Genomic DNA, 20,106 nt, shown 5'->3' with positions numbered 1-20,106 from the left:
TTTTTATTGGTGCGGCCTGCCTCAGCGGCTAGCGGAATAACTTCTGCACAAACTCAGCATAAGCCGGACGCCAGACATCCATTTCGTGACCAAGTTGCGGATAAGCATGGTAGTCGAACTTAATCCCTTTTTGCTCCAGCGTTTGCTTCAGCCCGGCGATATCTTTGCCGGTAACACTGTCGGTCTCACCTACCACTACGGTAAAGTTGCTTAGCTGCCGGTTAATTTCCTGCGGCTTGTCCAGCTGCGCGCTAACGGCGGCATTGGGTACCGTGGTGATGGTGACGCCGCTAAAGGTCGCCAGCGCACCAAAGTGATCAAGATGACTTAAACCCGACACCAGCGCCTGATATCCCCCCTGCGACAGACCGGCGAGCGCGCGCCCGGCGGCATCGGTTCGGGTATTAAAGCGCTGAGAGATTAGCGGAATAATATCGTGAATCAGTTCGCGATCGGCGGCGCGGGCATTGGCCGGATAGAACACCTTACGCCGATCCTGCGGCACCACATTTTCCGGCGTGGTGCTGGCGGTATCGGTTTCTGTATCCGGGATCACTACCAGCATCGGCTTAATTTTCCCTTCCGCCAGCAGGTTATCCATGATCTGCGGAATACGCCCCTGATCGATCGCGGAACGGCCACTGTCGCCAAAACCATGATAGAAGTAGAGCACCGGCAGCGCTTTCGCCGCCGCATCAACGCCGGGCGGTGTCCATACCGCTAACTGGCGTTCGCTGCCCAGCTCCGCGGAATGGTAAGTGAGAATGCGTAACTCACCATGAGGCACCGCACGCACATCCAGCAGACTGCCCGGCACCAGTATCTGACTGGTGTTTACCTGACGTTGCGGTTTGGTATTGGCGCTACCGCTATCGATGCTGCGAAATCCGTCAACATTGAAAAAATACTCATACAGATTGGGCGCCAACACCTTACTGCGGAAGGTCCAGATCCCGGCGGCGTCTTTATTCATCGGGTGCGAGACAAAGCTTTCCGGCGTGGCGCCGGTAAATAATTTCACTTCTTTCGCCAGTGGCGCGAACAGCCGGAAGGTGACGCTGTTATCCGCATTGACCGCGGTGACGTACTCCTTAACCGCACGATCTGATGGCGGCAGCGGCGGAAAATCCGCCGGCAGTGAGACGGCGTGTACTGTGCTGGCCGGGGGCAGCAACAGACCGGTGATCAGTAGTGCCAGTGCGCTCTTGTTGATCATAATTTCTCCATTGAAAATCGGTTGGCTACACGCCAGCATGCGGTTACCACCACACCTCTGCCTGGACACCGACGGTGAACTGGTCATTTTTCTCGTCCGCGAAGCTGTAACTGGACAACTCGTTATCAAGCAAATGAATATAGGTGCCGTAGAAACGAATTTCCGGACGTGAATTCAACAGGCTGGTATCGACCTTAAACGCGTGATAAAGCGTGGTTTTATAGGCAGACTCTTTCAGGTTAGTACCATTCTGAGTTTTATTGGTCTGGGTGAACCAGCCAAGCTCGACACCGGTCTGGTTATACTGGTCCCAGATCCATGCCGGACGAATCACGGTACGCAGGCTTTCAAAGTCGCTGTGGGCGCCGCTCTGGTAGCTGTAAACATCATTACCCCGGGAGTAAACCAGCGCGTTAGCCATAATAATGCGGTCGCTCAGATAGACTTCGCCCTGCGAGAAGGCGCGCCAGGCACTGCCATCGTGGTCTCCGTAGTAGTAGCCATTGACGCCCAGGGATGGGTTCGCTTCGGAGTAGTTGGAGAAATTTCCGGCGATAGAGTTATTGGCTGCCTGCACGGTGAATTCATTAAATCCTTTGCGAGTCAATTCCTGACGGAGGGTGGCGGAGGCCAGCCACGAGTCTTTCAGATCGTAGTAGCTGTTATCGTTCTCATTCTCTTTCTGACTATCGGTTTTATTCGCCATGGCATATTTACCCATCAGGGTCAGCGACCCCTTTTCCCACAGCGGAATGTTGCGATAGCGCAGGTCAATCGAGTTGGTATTCATCTGCGTGGTGGCGGTCAGGTCGCGATTGTAGACATCAAGGTCTTCACGCGTTAGAGAGGCATCCAGCAGGCCGACACCCAGTTGCATATTCTCGATACCGACGCCGGCACCGGCATCCTGGCGGTAACCTTTCCAGTCGAGCATCTGAATTTCATACACCGGCAGGTGGTGTTTACCTACCCAGAAATCCGCCTCGGGAGCAAATGGCAGAAAACCTTTGGTTGTCAGGTAGATGTCCGAGAACTGCAGCAGATTCTCCGTACCGGTGTTATCACCAAACCAGGAAGAGGTATATTGTTCGCCGACATTACCATCGAGCAACACCACCGCCTGGGCGGTTTTGCCATTCTCGTTATATACCCGCTGTTTCAGATAGAGATCGAACCAGCTGCTGTATTCATTACCAAAGCGTCCCAGTGAGCCGATAGCGTAGGATTTGGGTGAGCCATTGTTGCTGGTACCCCAGCCGCTGCGGAAATAACCGGTGTAGCTGAAGCCAATATCGTCCTTCACATACTTACTGATATCCTTCATGGTAACCTGCTGCGGAGCGCTGGCGTTGTCAGCTATTGCTGGCGTGCCGCTGGTGGTCGCTGGCTGGCTGGTGGCATTGCTCACCGCTACTACCGTCTGCGCGCCTGGCGCCACAGAGACCGGCGCAACGGCTACCGGACGCACCGCCTGCCATTTTTCGGTCTTCTGTTTATAGGCATTAAAATCGGCTTTGGTTTGTTGCAGCTCCTGCTTGTTACTGGCTAATTCTTTTTCCAGCAACTCCAGCCGTTGTTCAACGCTGAGTTTTGCGGCGGCGGCATATTGCGGCACTAATACGCTGGCGATCAATACTGCGATTAATTTCAAGGGATATGATTTCATAATGACCATCCTGTCATAAACAGATAAAGGGATTCTGGTTGCGTGATAAAAGGTCGAATTAAATACAATTAAGTTTTCTGAGGGTGATATTTTTAATGTGGCTCGTTTATTTTCTTTTTTTGCCGACAACAGAACACCGTCATCATCAAATGATAATGGCGTGTTTCTTTTCAGCTGCGGTGACGGAAATATGGGTTACTCTGCTCAGGTGTAAAGCATAAATCCTCCTCAATCCACGGGGGTGATGAGCGTCCACAGGCGCAATGCCTGCTCAGGCCAGTCGGCATCCGATTGCGGAAGGGCGCTGCCCGGATTCAGGCCAAAAAAAAAACCTAAACCCTCCGGGCCGCATTAATGAAAATGTCAGCCCGGAGGGTTTAGGTTTTGCCTGAGGAACAGTAACAATCCTAAATAAGATTTTTGGATTCTGCCACAGGCCGCAGTTAAAACAAGTTCTGATGCATTGTTCTGTTGGTTTTTGTGATAACTATCAAAAATAATTACTGCGAATTTCGGTGGCGACATTTTTTTTGCCGGATAGCGGCAAAGTTATTTGCCATTTTAGCTTAACGGATTCTGTGCTTGCGCTAATAATAGCGCGCGCGCCCGTCACTATTTTCCCGCTGGCGGCAGATGCCCATTAACCGTATCATGCAGGCGGTTTTTTTCCGCTGTGGTATAAATAGCGCTGAGCGTGCGGCGGCGGGCAGTTTCAGAAGATTCTCTGCCGCCAGCCGGGTAATCTGACAGTGCAGCGGCGATTGAGGAAAGGGTAAGGCATGGTGTGGATCAATGGTGAACAACAGGATCGGCTGGCGGTAAACGATCGTGCAGTGCAGTTTGGCGACGGCTGTTTTACCACCGCGCGGGTACGTCATGGCCAGATTGACTGGCTGGCTGAACATCTGCAGCGCTTACAGCTGGGCAGCCGCCGCCTGCTGATTGACGGGGTTGACTGGCTGGCGCTGGAAACGGAAATGAAGCTGGCCGCGCGACAGCAGGGCGATGGCGTGCTGAAAGCGATCATTAGCCGTGGCAGCGGCGGGCGCGGCTACAGTGCGGCAGGTTGTCAGACGCCGACGCGCATTGTGTCGTTAGCGCCATACCCGGCCCATTATCACCACTTACGCCACAGCGGGGCGCGACTGGCGCTCAGCCCGATAGCGCTGGCGCAAAATCCGCTGCTGGCTGGTATTAAGCACCTTAATCGCCTGGAGCAAGTGTTGATCCGTACGCAACTTGAGCAGACTGGCGCCGATGAGGCGCTGGTGCTTGACACCGCAGGTAAGCTGGTGGAATGCTGTGCGGCCAATTTGTTCTGGCGCACCGCTGAGCAGGTGTTTACGCCGCAGCTGACGCAGTGCGGGGTAGCCGGCGTGATGCGTCAGCACATTATCAGCCTGCTGGAACAGCAGGGATATCACTGTCAGGAAGTCAGCGTGGAGATGAGTGCGCTCTCCCGTGCCGATGAAGTGCTGATTTGCAACGCACTGATGCCTGTTTTGCCGGTTTATCAGATTGAGGGCTGGCGCTATTCTTCCCGTCAGCTGTGTGATCTGATCAGCCCATATTGTTAATTAAATGGATATTGCATGACTAAAACGCGCAAAATTATCGCCGGGGCGATAGTGATTCTGGCGCTAATTATAGCCACCTGTTACTGGCAAATCCGCCAGTTTGCGGCTTCACCGCTGACGATAAACCAGGAAACCCTCTTCACGCTACCCGCCGGCACTGGTCGTGTGGCTCTCGAAGCACAGCTGGTTGAGCAGAAGATCGTGCCGCCAACGCTGTGGTTTGGCGCGCTGCTGAAACTGGAACCGGAGCTGGCGAAATTTAAAGCCGGCACCTATCGCCTGAGCAAGGCGATGACGGTACGCGAAATGCTGGAACTGCTGGCGAGTGGTAAAGAAGCGCAGTTCCCGATCCGTTTTGTCGAAGGAACGCGTCTGCAGGAGTGGCTGGCGCAGTTGCGTGCCGCGCCTTATCTGAAGCACACGCTGGAAGACGATCAATTTACCACCCTGGCGCAGGCGCTACAGCTGGGTAGCACTGATGGCGTTGAGGGCTGGTTCTATCCGGATACCTATCTCTATACCGCCAATACCAGTGATATAGCACTACTGAAGCGTGCGCACCAGCGCATGGTGACGCTGGTCGACAGTATCTGGCAGGAGAAAATGGACGATCTGCCGTATAAAACGCAGAACGATCTGGTCACCATGGCCTCAATCATTGAGAAAGAGACCGCGGTTAACGATGAACGCAGCAAAGTCGCATCGGTATTTATTAACCGTTTACGGCTGGGCATGCGTCTGCAGACCGATCCGACGGTGATCTATGGCATGGGTGATAAGTATAACGGCAGCCTGACGCGCGCAGATCTTGAGACGCCAACCGCGTATAATACCTATGTGATCAGCGGATTGCCGCCCGGTCCGATTGCGATGCCGGGCAAAGCGTCGCTGGACGCCGCCGCGCACCCGCTGAAAACCAACTATCTCTATTTTGTTGCCGATGGCAAAGGTGGCCATACCTTTACCACCAATCTGGCCAGTCATAACCGTGCGGTGCAGGTTTATCGCCAGGCATTGAAGGAAAAGAATGAACAGTAAATTCATTGTTATTGAAGGTCTTGAAGGGGCAGGGAAGACGACTGCGCGTGATGCGGTGGTCGAGGTCTTGCAGCAGCAGGGCATTACCGAAGTGGTATTTACCCGTGAGCCTGGCGGCACCCCGCTGGCGGAGAAACTGCGCGACCTGATTAAGCAGGGCATTAATGGCGAGCAGGTGACCGATAAAGCGGAGCTGCTGATGCTGTATGCCGCGCGCGTGCAACTGGTGGAAACGGTGATTAAACCGGCGCTGGCGCGCGGCGCCTGGGTGGTCGGCGATCGTCACGATCTCTCCTCGCAGGCTTATCAGGGCGGCGGGCGCGGTATTGATCGTCAGCTAATGAATGCGCTGCGCAGCACCGTACTGGGTGACTTTGCGCCGGACCTGACCCTTTACCTTGATGTGACGCCGGAAATCGGTCTGCAACGCGCGCGCGCGCGCGGTGAGCTGGATCGCATTGAGCAAGAGTCGCTGAGTTTCTTTGTGCGTACCCGCCAGCGTTATCTGGAGCTGGCCGCGGCCGATCCGCGTATTAAAACCATTGATGCGACCCAGGATATTGCCGAAGTCACGGCGTCACTTAAGACCGTATTGCGGCAGTGGCTGACGGAGCAGGCGTAATGAACTGGTATCCGTGGCTTAATCAGCCCTACCGGCAAATTGTTGAACAGCATCAGGCCGATCGTGCTCACCATGGTTTACTGATCCAGGCGTTGCCGGGTATGGGGGATGATGCGCTGGTCTGGGCGCTAAGCCGCTGGCTGATGTGTCAGAGACGTGACGGTATTAAAAGCTGCGGTGAGTGTCACGGCTGCCAGCTGATGCAGGCCGGTAACCATCCGGACTGGTATCAGCTGGCGGCGGAAAAAGGTAAAAGTTCGCTGGGTATCGATGCGGTGCGTGGCGTAACGGAAAAGCTCTACCACCATGCTCAGCAGGGTGGGGCAAAAGTGGTGTGGCTGCCGGATACCGCGCAACTGACCGAGGCCGCGGCCAATGCGTTGCTGAAAACGCTGGAAGAGCCGCCGAAAAATACCTGGTTTTTCCTCAGCAGCCGCGAGCCACAGCGGCTGCTGGCCACCTTGCGCAGCCGTTGTTTTAACTGGCATCTGGCGCCGCCGGATGAAGCGCAAAGTCTGCGCTGGCTGCAAAAGCAGGTCCCGCTCGCGCAGGATGCCGCGGTGACTGCGTTGCGCCTCAGTAGCGGCGCACCGGCGGCGGCGCTAACGTTACTGGATGAGAAACTCTGGGCGCAGCGTCAGCTGCTATGCAGCACGCTCGCGACGGCGCTACAGCAGGATTTACTGAGTTTGCTGCCGGTACTGAATCATGATGATGCCGCCGCACGTATCGGCTGGCTCTGCGCGTTACTGATTGACGCCATGAAATGGCAGCAGGGGAGCAGCCAGTTTATGAGCAACGTTGATCAAGCGATACTGATTGGTCAGCTCGCGCAGCGCCTGCCTTCCTCCGCACTGGATAGTAGTTTGCGCAGTTGGATGACCTGCCGCGATCGTCTGCGTCACGTGGTGGCGGTTAATCGCGAGCTGCTGCTCACCGAGCAGCTGTTAAGCTGGGAGCAGATTTTTAGCGGCAACCCGGTTAGCGGCAGCCATTAATGGTTCCGCGACCATGTTTCAGGTCGTCCCGGCATGTACCCGCTACTGTCGGGCAGAATTTAAGAGAGTAATGGTATGTTTTTAGTTGATTCCCACTGCCACCTTGATGGTCTGGACTACCAAACGCTGCACAAAGATGTTGATGAGGTCCTGGCCAGAGCCGCGGCGCGTGAGGTGAAATTTATGCTGGCGGTTGCCACCACGTTACCGGGTTATAAAGCGATGCTGCAGCTGATTGGCGATCGTCACAATGTGGCTTACTCCTGCGGCGTCCATCCGTTGAATCAGGATGAAGAGTATGACTGCGCCGAACTGCGCCAGCTGGCTGCCGATCCGCGCGTAGTGGCGATGGGCGAAACCGGTCTGGACTACTACTACCAGGCGGAAACGAAAGCGCGCCAGCAGGCCTCCTTTCGTGAGCATATTCGCGTCGGACGTGACCTGAATAAGCCGGTGATTGTGCATACCCGCGATGCGCGCGAGGATACGCTGGCGATCCTGCGCGAAGAACAGGTTGAGGGTTGCGGCGGCGTGCTGCACTGCTTTACCGAGGATCGTGAAACGGCCGGTAAGCTACTGGATATGGGGTTCTATATTTCGTTCTCCGGTATCGTCACTTTTCGCAATGCGGAAGCATTGCGCGAGGCTGCCCGCTTTGTGCCGCTGGATCGCATGCTGGTGGAGACGGACTCCCCCTATCTGGCGCCGGTGCCGCATCGTGGCAAAGAGAATCAGCCAGCGTATACCCGCGATGTCGCCGAGTATCTGGCGGTACTGAAAGGGGTGGATGTGGAGGCCCTGGCAACCGCGACCACGCAGAATTTCTCGGATCTGTTTCATATTCCGCTGTCGCGGCTGGGCGCAGAATCACAGCGATGATTTCTTTTATAGCTCGTAATTAATAACTAAAAGTCGTAAAGTGCTGCGCCATAAAATGGCGTATGCGCTTTTTTTTTGCTTAAAAACGGGCAAATTATCAATTTTTTTTAGGCGTTGACGGCAGATGTTCCAGGAAACGTGATAGCCATCAAACAAAACAGATCGGAATTATTTTACTCTTCGTAATAAATACCGAGAGCGCTAAAACGCTCCACCCGTAAAGGGAACCTCCCCCCTTTACAACGCGCATTGCGCGATAAAAAAAAGCAATCATACTCAGGAGCTTCACAATATGTTTAAGAATGCATTTGCAAACCTGCAAAAGGTCGGTAAATCGCTAATGCTACCGGTCTCGGTACTGCCGATCGCCGGTATTTTGCTGGGTGTCGGCTCAGCAAACTTTAGCTGGTTACCTGCTGTTGTCTCTCATGTGATGGCTGAAGCAGGCGGTTCGGTGTTTGCCAATATGCCACTGATTTTCGCTATCGGTGTGGCATTAGGCTTTACCAATAACGACGGTGTTTCGGCACTGGCTGCAGTGGTAGCCTATGGCATTATGGTAAAAACCATGGCCGTGGTCGCTCCCCTGGTACTGCATATGCCGGCGGCAGACATTGAGGCTAAACACCTTGCTGATACCGGTGTTCTGGGCGGTATTATCGCCGGTTCGATCGCGGCATATATGTTTAACCGCTTCTACCGCATTAAGCTGCCAGAATATCTGGGCTTCTTCGCCGGTAAACGTTTTGTGCCGATTATCTCCGGTATGACGGCGATTATTCTGGGTGTGGTGCTCTCCTTTATCTGGCCTCCGGTGGGTGCAGCGATTCAGGAATTCTCCCAGTGGGCGGCCTACCAGAACCCGGTTGTGGCATTCGGTATCTACGGTGTGGTTGAGCGTGCTCTGGTGCCATTTGGTCTGCACCATATCTGGAACGTTCCTTTCCAGATGCAGATTGGTGAATTCACCAACGCGGCAGGTCAGGTGTTCCACGGTGATATCCCTCGCTATATGGCGGGTGACCCAACCGCAGGTAAACTGTCCGGCGGCTTCCTGTTCAAAATGTACGGTCTGCCAGCGGCTGCCATTGCTATCTGGCACTCTGCGAAGCCTGAAAACCGCGCCAAAGTGGGCGGGATCATGATCTCCGCCGCGCTGACTTCATTCCTGACCGGTATCACCGAGCCAATCGAATTCTCCTTTATGTTCGTTGCGCCGATCCTGTACGGCATCCATGCGATTCTGGCCGGTCTGGCATTCCCAATCTGTATCCTGTTGGGTATGCGTGATGGCACCAGCTTCTCACACGGTCTGATCGACTTTATCGTACTGAGCGGCAACAGCAGCAAAATCTGGCTGTTCCCAATTATCGGTATCATTTACGGCATCATTTACTACAGCATTTTCCGTGTGCTGATTGCGAAACTGGACCTGAAAACCCCGGGCCGTGAAGAAAACACTACCGAACAGACGGTTGGTACGGCGAATGAGATGGCGGGTAACCTGGTGAATGCGTTCGGTGGTAAAGCGAACATCACTAACCTTGATGCCTGTATTACCCGTCTGCGTGTAAGTGTGGCAGATGTGACGAAAGTGGATCAGGCTGGCCTGAAGAAACTGGGTGCTGCGGGCGTGGTGGTTGCAGGCTCCGGCGTGCAGGCGATTTTCGGTACCAAATCTGACAACCTGAAAACTGAAATGGACGATTACATCCGTAATCACGCGTAATAACCGCTTCAGATTCAGGCAGTGATCAAAAAAGGGAGCTTCGGCTCCCTTTTTTATTGCCGTCAGCTAACCGGCGTCTTCTGCCGGAAACAGCCGCGCAGTAAGAAAGTCGATAAATACGCGAATACGCGGTGATACCTGGCGACCGGACGGCCAGAGGATATGCAAATTGACACGGCGATCCACATAGTCCTCCAGCAGGCGACATAAACTGCCGCTGGCGAGAGCCTCGCGCACCGAAAAATCCGGCAAACAGGCAATGCCGAGTCCGTTTAGGGCAAAAAAGACTCGCGTTTCAATGTCATTGCAAATCATCGACGTTGGCAGCAGTGGTTCGGCTTCTCCCGGTCTCAGGCGTAATGGCCATATCTCCAGTTTTCCGGAGTGGGGATAACGGTAGTGCAGACAGTTATGTGCAACCAGGTCTGCCGGCTGCTGCGGTATGCCGTGCTGGCGCAGATAGTCCGGCGATGCAACCAGGGTAGTATGAAATGTTCCCAGTTTACGCATCGTCAGCCGAGAGTCGGAGGGTTCGCCAGTGCGGACAACGGCATCAAACCCTTCATCAATCACGTCGACCAGCCGGTCACTGAAGTCGAGATCCAGCTCGATATCGGGGTACTGCAACATAAAATCGCTGAGGGTCGGCAGGAGCAGGGAGCTGATTAGCGGCAAACTGACGCGCAGACGTCCGCGCGGTGCACTGGTTGCCTGCGACAGCGCCAGTTCTGTCGCTTCGATTTCCGCCAGAATACGACGGCTGCGTTCCAGTAATAATAACCCCTCCGCCGTCAGTGTCAGACTGCGCGTACTGCGATGAAACAGTCTTACCCCCAGCCGCGCCTCCAGTCGCGCCACACTTTTGCCTATGGCCGAAGCCGAAATGCCCAACTGGCGACCGGCAGCCACAAAACTGCGGGTTTCGGCAATTTTAACAAATACGGTAAATCCACTCAGGCTGTCCATTTCTCTGCCTCATGATTACGGACATTTTTGTCCGCATACTCAGGAACTCTACCCAGGTTTTTCTTTAGTTGCATAATTTCTATAGTTCGCTGGTCATCCACTCACCAGGGAATAACCATGACCACTGATTCGTTAACTGTATCCGACACGGTTTCTGACGCCGCTTTCTCCGCTGCTGTGGACCACGTGATTGACCAGGCGTTGTCGCAACAGCGGCTGGTCGGCACCGTGGTGCTGGTCGCGCACCATGGGCGCCTGATCTACCGTCGCGCCGCCGGTCAGGCAGATCGCGAAACGGCGCGTGCGATGCAGGAGGATACGCTATTCCGGCTGGCTTCGATGAGCAAGCCGATTGTCTCGGTGGCCGCCATGGTGCTGGTGGCTCAGGGACGGTTAGATGCGGATGCCGATATCCGCCGCTGGCTACCTGATTTTCAGCCGCGCATGGCGGACGGCAGCCGGCCGCTGATTAGCGCCAGACAGTTGCTCAGCCACACCGCCGGGCTCGGTTACCGCTTCCTTGAGGCTGATGAATCCGGTCCCTATGCGCAGGCCGGTGTTTCCGATGGCATGGATCTGGCGGGGATTAGCCTGAGCGAAAATCTGCGCCGCATCGCCAGCGTGCCATTGCTGTATCCGCCGGGCTGCGGCTGGGGCTATTCGCTGGCCACCGATGTGCTGGGCGGGTTGATTGCCAGTCTGTGCGATCAACCGCTGGAAGACGCAATTCAGACACTGGTGACCGGGCCACTGGCGATGAGCGACACCGGCTTTAGCACCCGGGATGCACAGCGGCTGGCGGTGCCATATATTAGTCATCAACCGCTACCGCGCCGTATGCAGGCGCAGGATCGGGTTGCGCCTTTCGAAGGTACGGTCGGGATCCGCTTTGCGCCAGCCCGGGCGCTTGACCCCGCGGCATTTCCTTCTGGCGGCGCTGGCATGGTGGGGAGTGCCGGCGATTTTCTGCGTCTGCTGGAGCTATTGCGCGCCGGCGGCGCACCGCTGTTACCGGCAGCTCAGGTGGCCGAAATGGCGCGCGACCACAGTGCGGGCTATGTGTTGCCTGATCCGGGATTCGGTTTTGGTCTGGGCTTTTCCGTATTGCGCGATCCGCTGGCGGCGGCGTCACCGGAATCCCCCGGCAGCTGGCGCTGGGGCGGGGCTTATGGTCACTCATGGTTTGTCGACCGGGGACGCGGTCTGAGTGTGGTGGCGTTAACGAATACCTTATATGAGGGCATGTCAGGACGCTTTGTCACTGACTTACGTGATGCCATCTGCGGCCAGATTGCAGCAGTCGGGCAGCTGGCATGATGAACCAGACGCTTACGGATAGCCAGAAGCGCCTGCCGGTAACCCGGTTGCTGGCCCTGGCGCTAACGGGATTTATCACCATTCTGACCGAAGCTCTGCCAGCCGGGCTACTGCCGCAAATCAGTCAGGATCTGCATGTTTCGCCAGCGCTGGCTGGACAGCTGGTGACCCTGTATGCCATCGGGTCGCTGCTGGCGGCGATCCCGCTGACCATCATCACCCAGGGTATCGGGCGGCGAACGTTACTGTTACTGGCGATCGGCGGTTTTGCCGTGGTGAATAGCATCACCGCACTGTCGGGCAGTTACCTCCTGACGCTGGTGGCGCGCTTTGTGGCCGGTGTCTGCGCCGGGCTGGTGTGGGCGCTGATTGCCGGATATGCCGCACGGATGGTGCCTGAGCGGCTGAAAGGACGGGCGATCGCCGTGGCTATGGTTGGGACGCCGCTGGCATTATCGCTGGGGATCCCGCTGGGCACCTTTATCGGCGCGATTATCGGCTGGCGCGTCACTTTTGCGCTGATTAGCCTGTTAACCCTGCTGCTGATCGGCTGGGTGAGGGTGAAACTGCCTGACTATCCCGGACAGCTGGCGGCTCAACGCTTATCGCTGAGGCAGGTGTTTATCCTGCCGGGCGTCCGTCCGGTGCTGCTGGTTACGCTGGGATTTGTCCTGGCGCATAATATTCTCTATACCTACATCGCGCCGTTACTGGCGCCGTTGGGTATGGCGCTGCAGATTGACCGGGTCCTGCTGCTGTTTGGTGTGGCTGCGTTCGGCGGCATTGTGATTATTGGCATATTAATCGATCGCGGCATCCGTCAACTGGTACTGGGCAGTATTGTGCTGTTCGCCGCTGCTGCGCTGCTACTGGGACTCTGCGCCGCTATGCCGCTGGCCGTGTGGCTGGCGATCGGATTATGGGGGCTGGCGTTTGGTGGTGTGTCGACCCTGTTCCAGACTGCGCTGGCCGACAGCGCGGGTGCCGCGGCGGATGTGGCGCAGTCGATGCTGGTCACCTGCTGGAATATCGCGATTGCCGCTGGCGGAATTATCGGCGGCGTACTGCTGGAGGGGGGCGGGGTGCAAACATTGCCGTGGGCGGTGCTGGCCTTAATGGCGCTGACGCTGCTGGTTGCCGGCAACGCGCAGCGTCATGGTTTCCCACCGCCCGGATTAGTCGATCACAAGTAGACGCGCAGATATTCGGTTAAGCACAGCAGCGCCATTGCCTGACCATAAGGCATCGAGGTGAGCGGGATTTGGCGATAATAGTCCAGATCCTTGCCCATCGCGGTACCGAATGATACCTGCGTCAGTTCACCGTCGGCATTGATATGCTTAATCACCCCCTGCACCGCTTTTTCCGCCATTGGCAGGTAATCACGCGAGATATAGCGTTTACGTACCGCTTTGAGAATGCCATAGGCGAAGCCAGCGCTGGCAGAGGCTTCCGGATAGCTGTCGCGATCGTCCAGCAGCGTGTGCCACAGGCCACTTTGATGCTGGTATTGCTCCAGCGCGGCGATCTGCGTCTCCAGCGTCTGCAACAGAAAACGGCGGGTAGCGTGATTTTCCGGCCACGCCATCAGTTCAATAAATTCAGGAATGGCAATGGTCAGCCAGCTGTTGCCGCGTGCCCAGCGGGCATTGGCAAAATTATGTTCACCGTCGAAGGTCCAGCCGTGGAACCATAACCCGCTCTGGCGATCCATCAGGTACTGCACATGCAGCAGAAACTGATAGCTGGCCTCTTCGATATACTCCTGGCGACCCAGCAGTTTGCCGATTTTTGCCAGTGGCAGCACGCTCATCATCAGCGTGTCATCCCACAACTGCTGATGGTTTTCATTGTTGTAGACAATATGCTGCAGTCCGTTGCAGCGGGTGCGGGGCATTTCATACATCACCCATTCCGCCCAACGTTCCAGCACCGGCAACAGCGCCGGATTACCGGTCTCTTCGTAGCGGTACGCCAGCGTCAGAAACGGACAGACGGTATTGACGTTCTTGGTGGGGGTGCCTTCCGCCAGACGTGCGGCGAACCAGTCGTCAATAATCGCCAGCGTTTTCTGGTCGCCGGTCTGCTGATAGTAGTGATACATGCCGTACAGGCCGATGCCGTGCGTCCACTCCCAGCCAGCCCAGCCTTTGGTATCGATCACCCGACCATCATCCAGCCGCAATAAAAACTCGCCGCTCTGGTCGGTGATATTCACCAGGTTGTCCGTGAGTTTACCAATCAGCTGATTCAGCTGCTGACGTGGCAGCAGATATTCGGGCTGACGAAGTAACGCGCTCTGTTTTACCGGGAATACCGTCATCATTCGATCCTATCGTTTTAACGTGTGTGTGATGGGCACTGCGCCAGACTGTGTGGCTGGCAGCGCAGGCGCAGGTGCTTTATTGCGATTGAGGAAACCAATATTATTGTTACCCCATAAGTTTTCGTATGGCATGCCTGCCAGCAGTTCCACGGTGGCACGCGCATCCGGGGTGATTCTTTCCGGCACCGCGCGGCCGGCTTCACGCATTTTCAGCGTTTCAGCGCGCAGAATGCTGTGGGTTTGCAGATTGAGTTTGAAGCGTAAGGAGATAAAGAAGCCGATTGCCAGTACGCAGACGGTACCGACGCTCAGAATCAGCAAAATGGTGTGGGTGACCGTCTCGCTCTGCACCGGGCGGCCGGAAACAAAACCGGAGAGCTGTAGCACAATGCCGACAAACATTACCGCACCCGCCTGTGATGCTTTACGCGTCAGGGTCATAATGCCGGCAAAAATCCCTTCACGGCGCTGGCCGGTAATCACTTCATCGACGTCGGCGATATAGGTATAGATATTCCATGGTACGTAATTGATGCCGCCACGCCCGAGACCGGCAACCGCGGAAATCACCAGCAGCAGCGCCATATTGTCATTCATGCCGCTGTACCACAGCGCGGCGTAGGAGAGGGCGCTACAGGCAAATAGCGTCACCACCAGGCGGTAGGACGGGGCCGGCCCAAGACGGATACATAAGGGGATCATGGCCATTACCGCGATAAATTGCAGGATCGCCATGGTGCCCATCAGGCTGGAGGCAATCTGCGCGCTCTGCATCAGCACAAATACCACGTACCAGGTAAACACCGCGTTAAACACGTCCTGGGCGATATACCCACCAAGATACATGCCAAGATGCTGGCGGAAGATACGGATACGCAAAGTTGAAGAGAGCTCGGTATACAGGCGCTGTAAGCTCTGCATTAAGCTGAGCTGGCTTTTTTCCGCTTCGGCGCGGCGCGACTGTTCCGAGAAATCTTCCGGCGCGCGCTCCCAGGTGAAGAACCACACCAGCGTCAGCACCAGCGCACAAATGATCGAAAATACCAGGCTGGAGTAGAAGAAGGAGATGGCATTATCCTTGCCGAAAATACCCAGCAACACCCCCGGCAGGAAGGCCGCAAGAATTGCCGACAACTGCGCCAGCGCAATACGTGCGCCGGAGAATTTGGTTTTCTTTTTGAAGTCATCGGTCATCTCCGGCACCAGGGTTTCATAAGGTACCAGGATCATGGTGTAGACGATATCGAACAACAGATAGGTCAGCAGATAGTAGACATAGCTCATATGCCCAACCCACATCAGGCTGTAGCTGAAGACGCAGGGGATGCCGAGCAGAATAAAGAACTTACGACGCCCGAAGCGTTTACCCAGCCATGTGGAGCCGAAATTGTCGGTTAAAAACCCCATCAGCGGACTGACAACCGCATCAAGCACGCGCGCCATCGCGAAGATAAAGGTCGCCTCAATCGGTGTCAGGCCACAAAAGTTGGTGTAGAAATAGAGCAGCCAGGCTGCCGTCAGCGCGGTGGTGCCGGCGCCGAGAAAATCGCCAGAGCCATAGGCGAGGTAATTGGCCAATCCAATCTTGCGAGAGGGCATGTGCAATACTCCCTGATCAATCCTGTAGTGAAAAAACGCGGATACCGAAAAACTCAAACGGATTGGCATGAAATTAGAGCGTTCACGGCGGCTAAACCTTCGCGATTTTGCAAGCTGATAAGCGAAAGTGGCAAAAACACAAAGGGCAGGCTGACCCGCGTCTAAATTTATAAAACATCGTTTTATTTTTGTTGGAGAAGGCTGACGGAAATGTGGCGAATCGCACAAAAAATCGCAGAAGGGAGTAAACTGGTGACGAAATGGCGTAAAGCCAGGCAGCTGGCAAAAGAAAAGTCACTTGAAGGTTGAAAGAAAACAAATTTCTCGCTCATACTGCGTTAACTTATCTCTCCGCTAAGGATTTGCACCATGGCTGAAGAAACCATTTTTAGTAAGATCATTCGCCGCGAAATTCCGGCCACTATCGTCTATCAGGATGAGCTGGTCACCGCCTTCCGTGATATCGCGCCTAAGGCGCCGACCCATGTGCTGATTATTCCTAATGTGCTGATTGCCACTGCCAACGATGCCACAGAAGCGCATGAGCAGGCATTAGGGCGCATGATTACCGTGGCGGCGAAGATCGCCAAACAAGAAGGGATCGCCGAAGATGGCTACCGTTTAATCATCAACTGTAACCAGCATGGCGGACAGGAGGTGTATCATATCCATATGCATCTGGTGGGCGGTCGTCCTCTCGGACCGATGCTTTCACATTGAGAACTGAGCGAAACACCACGATGCGTGTCCTGCTTACCGCTATTGTCGTACTGTTGGCCCTGACCGGCTGCAGTAGCAAGCAGCCGAAGATCAATACCTCACAGTCACTGGTGATGGAATCCTCCGTGTTATCCGCAGGCATCACCACGGATGAGCCGACTATCGGCGAACGCGACGGGCAGCAACGTGCCGCCACCGTGCTGTTTAATCAACAGGAAATGCCGGTACAGGTTAACTATCGCTTCTACTGGTATGACGATAAAGGGCTTGAGATCCAGCCTTTTGAGCGCCCGCGCATGGTGGTGGTGCCCGCTCACGCTAAAGTCGAAATCGCTTCACAGCTGGGTAATCTGACCGCCAGCCAGGTGCGACTTTATCTCTATCTCTAAGGGGAACATTTGTGACCAGCAGTATGTATAAACTTTCCGGCGTGGTGTTACTGGCGCTGATCCTCAGCGGCTGTATTCAGCGTGCCGAACAGCCGCAGCCACCGGCGCCGGTAGAGCCGGTGCCACCGACCCAGCCGGTACCGCCAGTACCGCAACCACAGCCTGGTCTGCCGGTTCCGCAACCGCCGAAACTGGTGACCATCAACTGGGATGCCAGCGTGCAGCCGCTGGTGGCGCAGATGCTGCAGGCCGACGGCGTAACGGCGGGCAGTGTGCTGTTAGTTGATCGGATTAAAAACAGCACAAACGGCAATCTGCAAACCGCGAAAGCCACCGCCGCGCTGCAAAACGCGCTGGCGAATAATGGCAAATTTACCCTCGTCACCCCGCAGCAGCTGAACGTCGCGAAGCAAACCCTCGGGCTGTCGGAGGAAGATAGCCTTACCACGCGCAGCAAAGCGGTGGGACTGGCACGTTATGTCGGGGCGCAGTATGTGCTCTACAGTAATGCTCAGGGTGACGTGAAGTCGCCAGAACTGCAAATGCAGCTGATGCTGGTGCAGACCGGCGAAATTATCTGGTCGGGTAGCGGTGACGTACAGCATTGATCCCTCCCTGCAACAGCTGATTGTCAGGCAATTTCCGGCGGCTCAGGCCGCCGGTTGTTTTTCCCCGCTGGCCGGACTGACCGGTTTAACCGGTAAAGTCACCCTCGATCGGCAAGTGATGCTGGCACGCCGTCAGGCGTTGCAGCCGATCCCCTTTGTCAGTCGCCGCCGTGAATACCGTTTGCTGAAACAGCTGGCCGCCAGTGGCCTGGTACCCCAGGTATATGGCCATAATCAGCACTGGCTGCTGCTGGAGTGGCTGCCGGGCGAGGTGCTGGATGCCGCGCAGATCGCGCAGCATCTGCCGGAACTGGTAACGGTGGTGAGTGAGTTGCATCATCAACCGCTAACCGGTTACCGGCTACCGATGCTGGCGTTATTACGGTGCTACTGGCAGCAGTGCCGTCAGCGCAATATCCACTGGCTACGCGCATTAAGGCGGCTGGAGCGTCGCGGCGAGCCACTGCCGTTACGCCTCGCGCCACTGCATATGGATATTCATGGCGGCAATATCCTGCAGTGCGGGGGGCGATTACGGCTGATTGACTGGGAATATGCCGGTGACGGCGATATTGCCTTAGAGCTGGCGGCAATGATCGGCGCCAGTGGTTTATCCGCCGCGCAGAGTCGCCGTCTGCTACTGGATTATGCGCGCCATAATCAGCTTGATGCCGCCAGGCTGGCGCGTCAGGTCGCGCGCTGGCACCCATGGCTGCGTTTGCTGATGGCCAGCTGGTATCAGCTCCGCGCGGAGCAGAGCGGCGAACAACCGTTGCGGCAACTGGCCGCCGCGGCCTGGCTGGCGCTGTAGCCGCTGTTATTTACCGCTCTCCTCCTGTAAATTCTGCAACGATCGCCTATGATGAGCGCCTGCTTTGAAAGAGGAATAATCAATATGATGGAGTTGACCACGCCTGGCCCGGTAATGCTGGATGTGCAGAGCTATGAACTGGACGCGGAAGAGCGCGAAATTTTACAGCATCCGCTGGTGGGCGGTCTGATTCTGTTTACCCGCAATTATCACGATCCTGAGCAGTTGCGTGAACTGGTGCGCCAGATTCGTACCGCCTCGCGCAGTCGTTTAGTGGTGGCGGTGGATCAGGAAGGCGGCCGCGTACAACGTTTCCGTGATGGTTTTACCACTTTACCCGCGATGCAGTCGTTTGCCGCGCTGAATGACAGCGCCAGCGCCGGTGAACTGGCGCAGCAGGCAGGCTGGCTGATGGCATCAGAGATGATCGCCATGGATATCGATATCAGCTTTGCGCCGGTACTGGATATTGGTCATATCAGCGCGGCGATCGGCGAGCGTTCATTCCATCAGGATCCGGCGATTGCGCTGGCGGTGGCGCGTCGTTTTATTGCCGGGATGCACGAAGCCGGGATGAAAACTACCGGCAAACATTTCCCGGGGCACGGTGCGGTCAGAGCTGACTCGCATAAAGAGACGCCGCGCGATGACCGTGATGAAGCGTTGATCCGCCAGCATGATATGCAGATCTTTCGCCAGTTGATTGACGAACGGGCACTGGACGCCATTATGCCCGCGCACGTGATCTATCCGGCAGTGGATCCGCGCCCGGCCAGTGGTTCGCCGCACTGGCTGAAGACGGTGCTGCGCGCCGGGCTGGGCTTTGATGGCGTGATCTTCTCTGACGATCTGTCGATGGAAGGGGCGGCGATTATGGGCAGCTATGCTGAGCGTGCTCAGGCTTCGCTGGATGCCGGTTGCGATATGATTCTGGTCTGCAATAACCGCGCGGGCGCAGTAAGCGTATTGGATAATCTGTCACCGGTTAAAGCCGAACGCGTCAGTCAGTTATACCATCAGGGGACATTTAGCCGTCAGCAGCTGCAGCAGTCAGCACGCTGGAAAAGCGCCAATCATCAGTTAAGTCAGTTGCATGAGCGCTGGCTGGCGCATAAAGCCGCAGCCAGATAGTTCTCTGACGCGGGCCGGGATGGCGGAGCGTTTTCCGCCATCTCCGCGGTGGCAATATTCCGCGCGCAGAAAATAAAAGCCGGTTAATTAAATAAAAATAAGCTGGTGTTTCATCGCATTATCAATTTAGCCTGGTATTTTCATTATTATTTCTTGATCTTTTATTGATGGTTGCTAGTTTTATTAATGCAAGACCTTCACTGAGCACCCATCATGGAATAATCAGCATCCCGCTGGTTTTTGACACTCTGTCCGATGGGAATATTGAAATACCAAGAGGATTTTGTATGACTCAGCATCGTGGAAATTCAGGTAATTTTTCAGAAGATCGTGAAAAGGCGTCAGAGTCAGGAAAAAAAGGCGGCCAGAGTAGTGGCGGTTTGAAAAATGATCGTGAAAAAGCATCGGAAACCGGCAAGAAAGGCGGCCAGAACCAGCATCGTAACTAGCGTCTGACCCAAGGCCGCGCAGCATGCAGCATCGCATTGTTGCGCACCACGCCATCACGATTTTT

General features: G+C 55.6%; 19 protein-coding genes. 14 read left to right on the top strand and 5 right to left on the bottom strand.

Going from position 1 to position 20,106, the window contains the following annotated elements:
- Positions 1–28: 28 nt before the first annotated feature.
- On the bottom strand, positions 29–1,216 hold the full coding sequence (locus JWF83_RS16260; RefSeq protein ID WP_413651424.1) for an esterase: 1,188 nt from the start codon (positions 1,214–1,216) through the stop codon (positions 29–31).
- A 43-nt stretch (positions 1,217–1,259) separates the two neighbouring features.
- Positions 1,260–2,882, bottom strand: coding sequence for a carbohydrate porin (locus JWF83_RS16255; protein ID WP_413651422.1), 1,623 nt, complete (start codon positions 2,880–2,882; stop codon positions 1,260–1,262).
- 779 nt (positions 2,883–3,661) lie between these two features.
- On the opposite strand from JWF83_RS16255, the gene pabC reads away from it, so the two are divergent.
- The 6 genes from pabC (at position 3,662) to ptsG (ending at position 9,725) form a co-directional block, all read left to right on the top strand.
- Complete coding sequence (pabC, locus tag JWF83_RS16250; RefSeq protein WP_413651420.1) at positions 3,662–4,459, top strand: aminodeoxychorismate lyase; 798 nt, start codon at positions 3,662–3,664, stop codon at positions 4,457–4,459.
- A 15-nt stretch (positions 4,460–4,474) separates the two neighbouring features.
- A complete protein-coding gene (yceG, locus tag JWF83_RS16245) occupies positions 4,475–5,497 on the top strand; it encodes a cell division protein YceG (RefSeq protein ID WP_413651418.1) in 1,023 nt (340 codons plus the stop codon).
- On the top strand, positions 5,487–6,119 hold the full coding sequence (gene tmk / locus JWF83_RS16240) for a dTMP kinase (protein ID WP_413651416.1): 633 nt from the start codon (positions 5,487–5,489) through the stop codon (positions 6,117–6,119). Before yceG ends, tmk begins: the two co-directional genes overlap by 11 nt.
- A complete protein-coding gene (holB, locus tag JWF83_RS16235; RefSeq protein WP_413651414.1) occupies positions 6,119–7,117 on the top strand; it encodes a DNA polymerase III subunit delta' in 999 nt (332 codons plus the stop codon). Before tmk ends, holB begins: the two co-directional genes overlap by 1 nt.
- Positions 7,118–7,192: 75 nt before the next feature.
- Positions 7,193–7,996, top strand: coding sequence for a metal-dependent hydrolase (locus JWF83_RS16230; protein ID WP_413651412.1), 804 nt, complete (start codon positions 7,193–7,195; stop codon positions 7,994–7,996).
- A 292-nt stretch (positions 7,997–8,288) separates the two neighbouring features.
- On the top strand, positions 8,289–9,725 hold the full coding sequence (gene ptsG / locus JWF83_RS16225) for a PTS glucose transporter subunit IIBC (RefSeq protein ID WP_413651410.1): 1,437 nt from the start codon (positions 8,289–8,291) through the stop codon (positions 9,723–9,725).
- A gap of 66 nt (positions 9,726–9,791) precedes the next feature.
- On the opposite strand, the gene JWF83_RS16220 is transcribed toward ptsG, so the two are convergent.
- Positions 9,792–10,691: a LysR family transcriptional regulator gene (locus JWF83_RS16220; RefSeq protein WP_413651409.1), complete on the bottom strand. Its 900-nt coding sequence runs from the start codon at positions 10,689–10,691 to the stop codon at positions 9,792–9,794.
- Between the two features lie 117 nt (positions 10,692–10,808).
- Here JWF83_RS16220 and JWF83_RS16215 point away from each other — a divergent pair, with 117 nt between their 5' ends.
- Both JWF83_RS16215 and JWF83_RS16210 read left to right on the top strand, forming a co-directional pair.
- A complete protein-coding gene (locus JWF83_RS16215) occupies positions 10,809–12,008 on the top strand; it encodes a serine hydrolase domain-containing protein (protein ID WP_413651407.1) in 1,200 nt (399 codons plus the stop codon).
- Positions 12,008–13,201 carry an MFS transporter gene (locus JWF83_RS16210; protein WP_413651508.1) on the top strand — a complete coding sequence of 398 codons (1,194 nt, stop codon included), beginning with the start codon at positions 12,008–12,010 and terminating at the stop codon, positions 13,199–13,201. The genes JWF83_RS16215 and JWF83_RS16210 overlap by 1 nt, the downstream gene beginning before the upstream one ends.
- Here the strand turns inward: JWF83_RS16210 and JWF83_RS16205 are convergent.
- Both JWF83_RS16205 and JWF83_RS16200 read right to left on the bottom strand, forming a co-directional pair.
- Entirely contained in the window at positions 13,192–14,331 is a 1,140-nt protein-coding gene (locus JWF83_RS16205) for a glycoside hydrolase family 88/105 protein (RefSeq protein ID WP_413651507.1), read from the bottom strand. The two genes, JWF83_RS16210 and JWF83_RS16205, sit on opposite strands and share 10 nt — an antisense overlap.
- 9 nt (positions 14,332–14,340) lie before the next feature.
- Positions 14,341–15,933: an MFS transporter gene (locus tag JWF83_RS16200; RefSeq protein WP_413651406.1), complete on the bottom strand. Its 1,593-nt coding sequence runs from the start codon at positions 15,931–15,933 to the stop codon at positions 14,341–14,343.
- A 369-nt stretch (positions 15,934–16,302) separates the two neighbouring features.
- Between JWF83_RS16200 and hinT the strand changes: the two genes are divergently transcribed.
- From hinT to JWF83_RS16170, 6 genes are all read left to right on the top strand, one after another.
- Positions 16,303–16,653 (top strand): purine nucleoside phosphoramidase, encoded by a 351-nt coding sequence (gene hinT / locus JWF83_RS16195; RefSeq protein WP_413651405.1) that lies wholly within the window; start codon positions 16,303–16,305, stop codon positions 16,651–16,653.
- A 20-nt stretch (positions 16,654–16,673) separates the two neighbouring features.
- The gene (locus JWF83_RS16190; RefSeq protein WP_413651404.1) at positions 16,674–17,042 is read left to right on the top strand and encodes a YcfL family protein; all 369 of its coding nucleotides are present in this window, start codon (positions 16,674–16,676) and stop codon (positions 17,040–17,042) included.
- Between the two features lie 23 nt (positions 17,043–17,065).
- Positions 17,066–17,650 carry a penicillin-binding protein activator LpoB gene (gene lpoB / locus JWF83_RS16185; RefSeq protein WP_413651506.1) on the top strand — a complete coding sequence of 195 codons (585 nt, stop codon included), beginning with the start codon at positions 17,066–17,068 and terminating at the stop codon, positions 17,648–17,650.
- The gene (thiK, locus tag JWF83_RS16180) at positions 17,634–18,461 is read left to right on the top strand and encodes a thiamine kinase (RefSeq protein WP_413651402.1); all 828 of its coding nucleotides are present in this window, start codon (positions 17,634–17,636) and stop codon (positions 18,459–18,461) included. Before lpoB ends, thiK begins: the two co-directional genes overlap by 17 nt.
- Before the next feature lie 87 nt (positions 18,462–18,548).
- Positions 18,549–19,592: a beta-N-acetylhexosaminidase gene (nagZ, locus tag JWF83_RS16175; RefSeq protein ID WP_413651505.1), complete on the top strand. Its 1,044-nt coding sequence runs from the start codon at positions 18,549–18,551 to the stop codon at positions 19,590–19,592.
- 287 nt (positions 19,593–19,879) lie between these two features.
- Entirely contained in the window at positions 19,880–20,041 is a 162-nt protein-coding gene (locus tag JWF83_RS16170) for a general stress protein (protein ID WP_413651504.1), read from the top strand.
- The last annotated feature ends 65 nt before the right edge of the window (positions 20,042–20,106 follow it).

The organism is Pantoea sp. B65 (assembly GCF_047308185.1).
Classification (GTDB): domain Bacteria; phylum Pseudomonadota; class Gammaproteobacteria; order Enterobacterales; family Enterobacteriaceae; genus Erwinia.
This window is presented reverse-complemented; position numbering and strand designations above follow the sequence as displayed.

Bases quoted from the DNA above. Each gene is read 5' to 3' on its own strand.
- JWF83_RS16260 (WP_413651424.1), bottom strand. From the start codon at position 1,216: ATGATCAACAAGAGCGCACTGGCACTACTGATCACCGGTCTGTTGCTG.
- JWF83_RS16255 (WP_413651422.1), bottom strand. From the start codon at position 2,882: ATGAAATCATATCCCTTGAAATTAATCGCAGTATTGATCGCCAGCGTA.
- pabC (WP_413651420.1), top strand. From the start codon at position 3,662: ATGGTGTGGATCAATGGTGAACAACAGGATCGGCTGGCGGTAAACGAT.
- yceG (WP_413651418.1), top strand. From the start codon at position 4,475: ATGACTAAAACGCGCAAAATTATCGCCGGGGCGATAGTGATTCTGGCG.
- tmk (WP_413651416.1), top strand. From the start codon at position 5,487: ATGAACAGTAAATTCATTGTTATTGAAGGTCTTGAAGGGGCAGGGAAG.
- holB (WP_413651414.1), top strand. From the start codon at position 6,119: ATGAACTGGTATCCGTGGCTTAATCAGCCCTACCGGCAAATTGTTGAA.
- JWF83_RS16230 (WP_413651412.1), top strand. From the start codon at position 7,193: ATGTTTTTAGTTGATTCCCACTGCCACCTTGATGGTCTGGACTACCAA.
- ptsG (WP_413651410.1), top strand. From the start codon at position 8,289: ATGTTTAAGAATGCATTTGCAAACCTGCAAAAGGTCGGTAAATCGCTA.
- JWF83_RS16220 (WP_413651409.1), bottom strand. From the start codon at position 10,691: ATGGACAGCCTGAGTGGATTTACCGTATTTGTTAAAATTGCCGAAACC.
- JWF83_RS16215 (WP_413651407.1), top strand. From the start codon at position 10,809: ATGACCACTGATTCGTTAACTGTATCCGACACGGTTTCTGACGCCGCT.
- JWF83_RS16210 (WP_413651508.1), top strand. From the start codon at position 12,008: ATGAACCAGACGCTTACGGATAGCCAGAAGCGCCTGCCGGTAACCCGG.
- JWF83_RS16205 (WP_413651507.1), bottom strand. From the start codon at position 14,331: ATGACGGTATTCCCGGTAAAACAGAGCGCGTTACTTCGTCAGCCCGAA.
- JWF83_RS16200 (WP_413651406.1), bottom strand. From the start codon at position 15,933: ATGCCCTCTCGCAAGATTGGATTGGCCAATTACCTCGCCTATGGCTCT.
- hinT (WP_413651405.1), top strand. From the start codon at position 16,303: ATGGCTGAAGAAACCATTTTTAGTAAGATCATTCGCCGCGAAATTCCG.
- JWF83_RS16190 (WP_413651404.1), top strand. From the start codon at position 16,674: ATGCGTGTCCTGCTTACCGCTATTGTCGTACTGTTGGCCCTGACCGGC.
- lpoB (WP_413651506.1), top strand. From the start codon at position 17,066: ATGTATAAACTTTCCGGCGTGGTGTTACTGGCGCTGATCCTCAGCGGC.
- nagZ (WP_413651505.1), top strand. From the start codon at position 18,549: ATGGAGTTGACCACGCCTGGCCCGGTAATGCTGGATGTGCAGAGCTAT.
- JWF83_RS16170 (WP_413651504.1), top strand. From the start codon at position 19,880: ATGACTCAGCATCGTGGAAATTCAGGTAATTTTTCAGAAGATCGTGAA.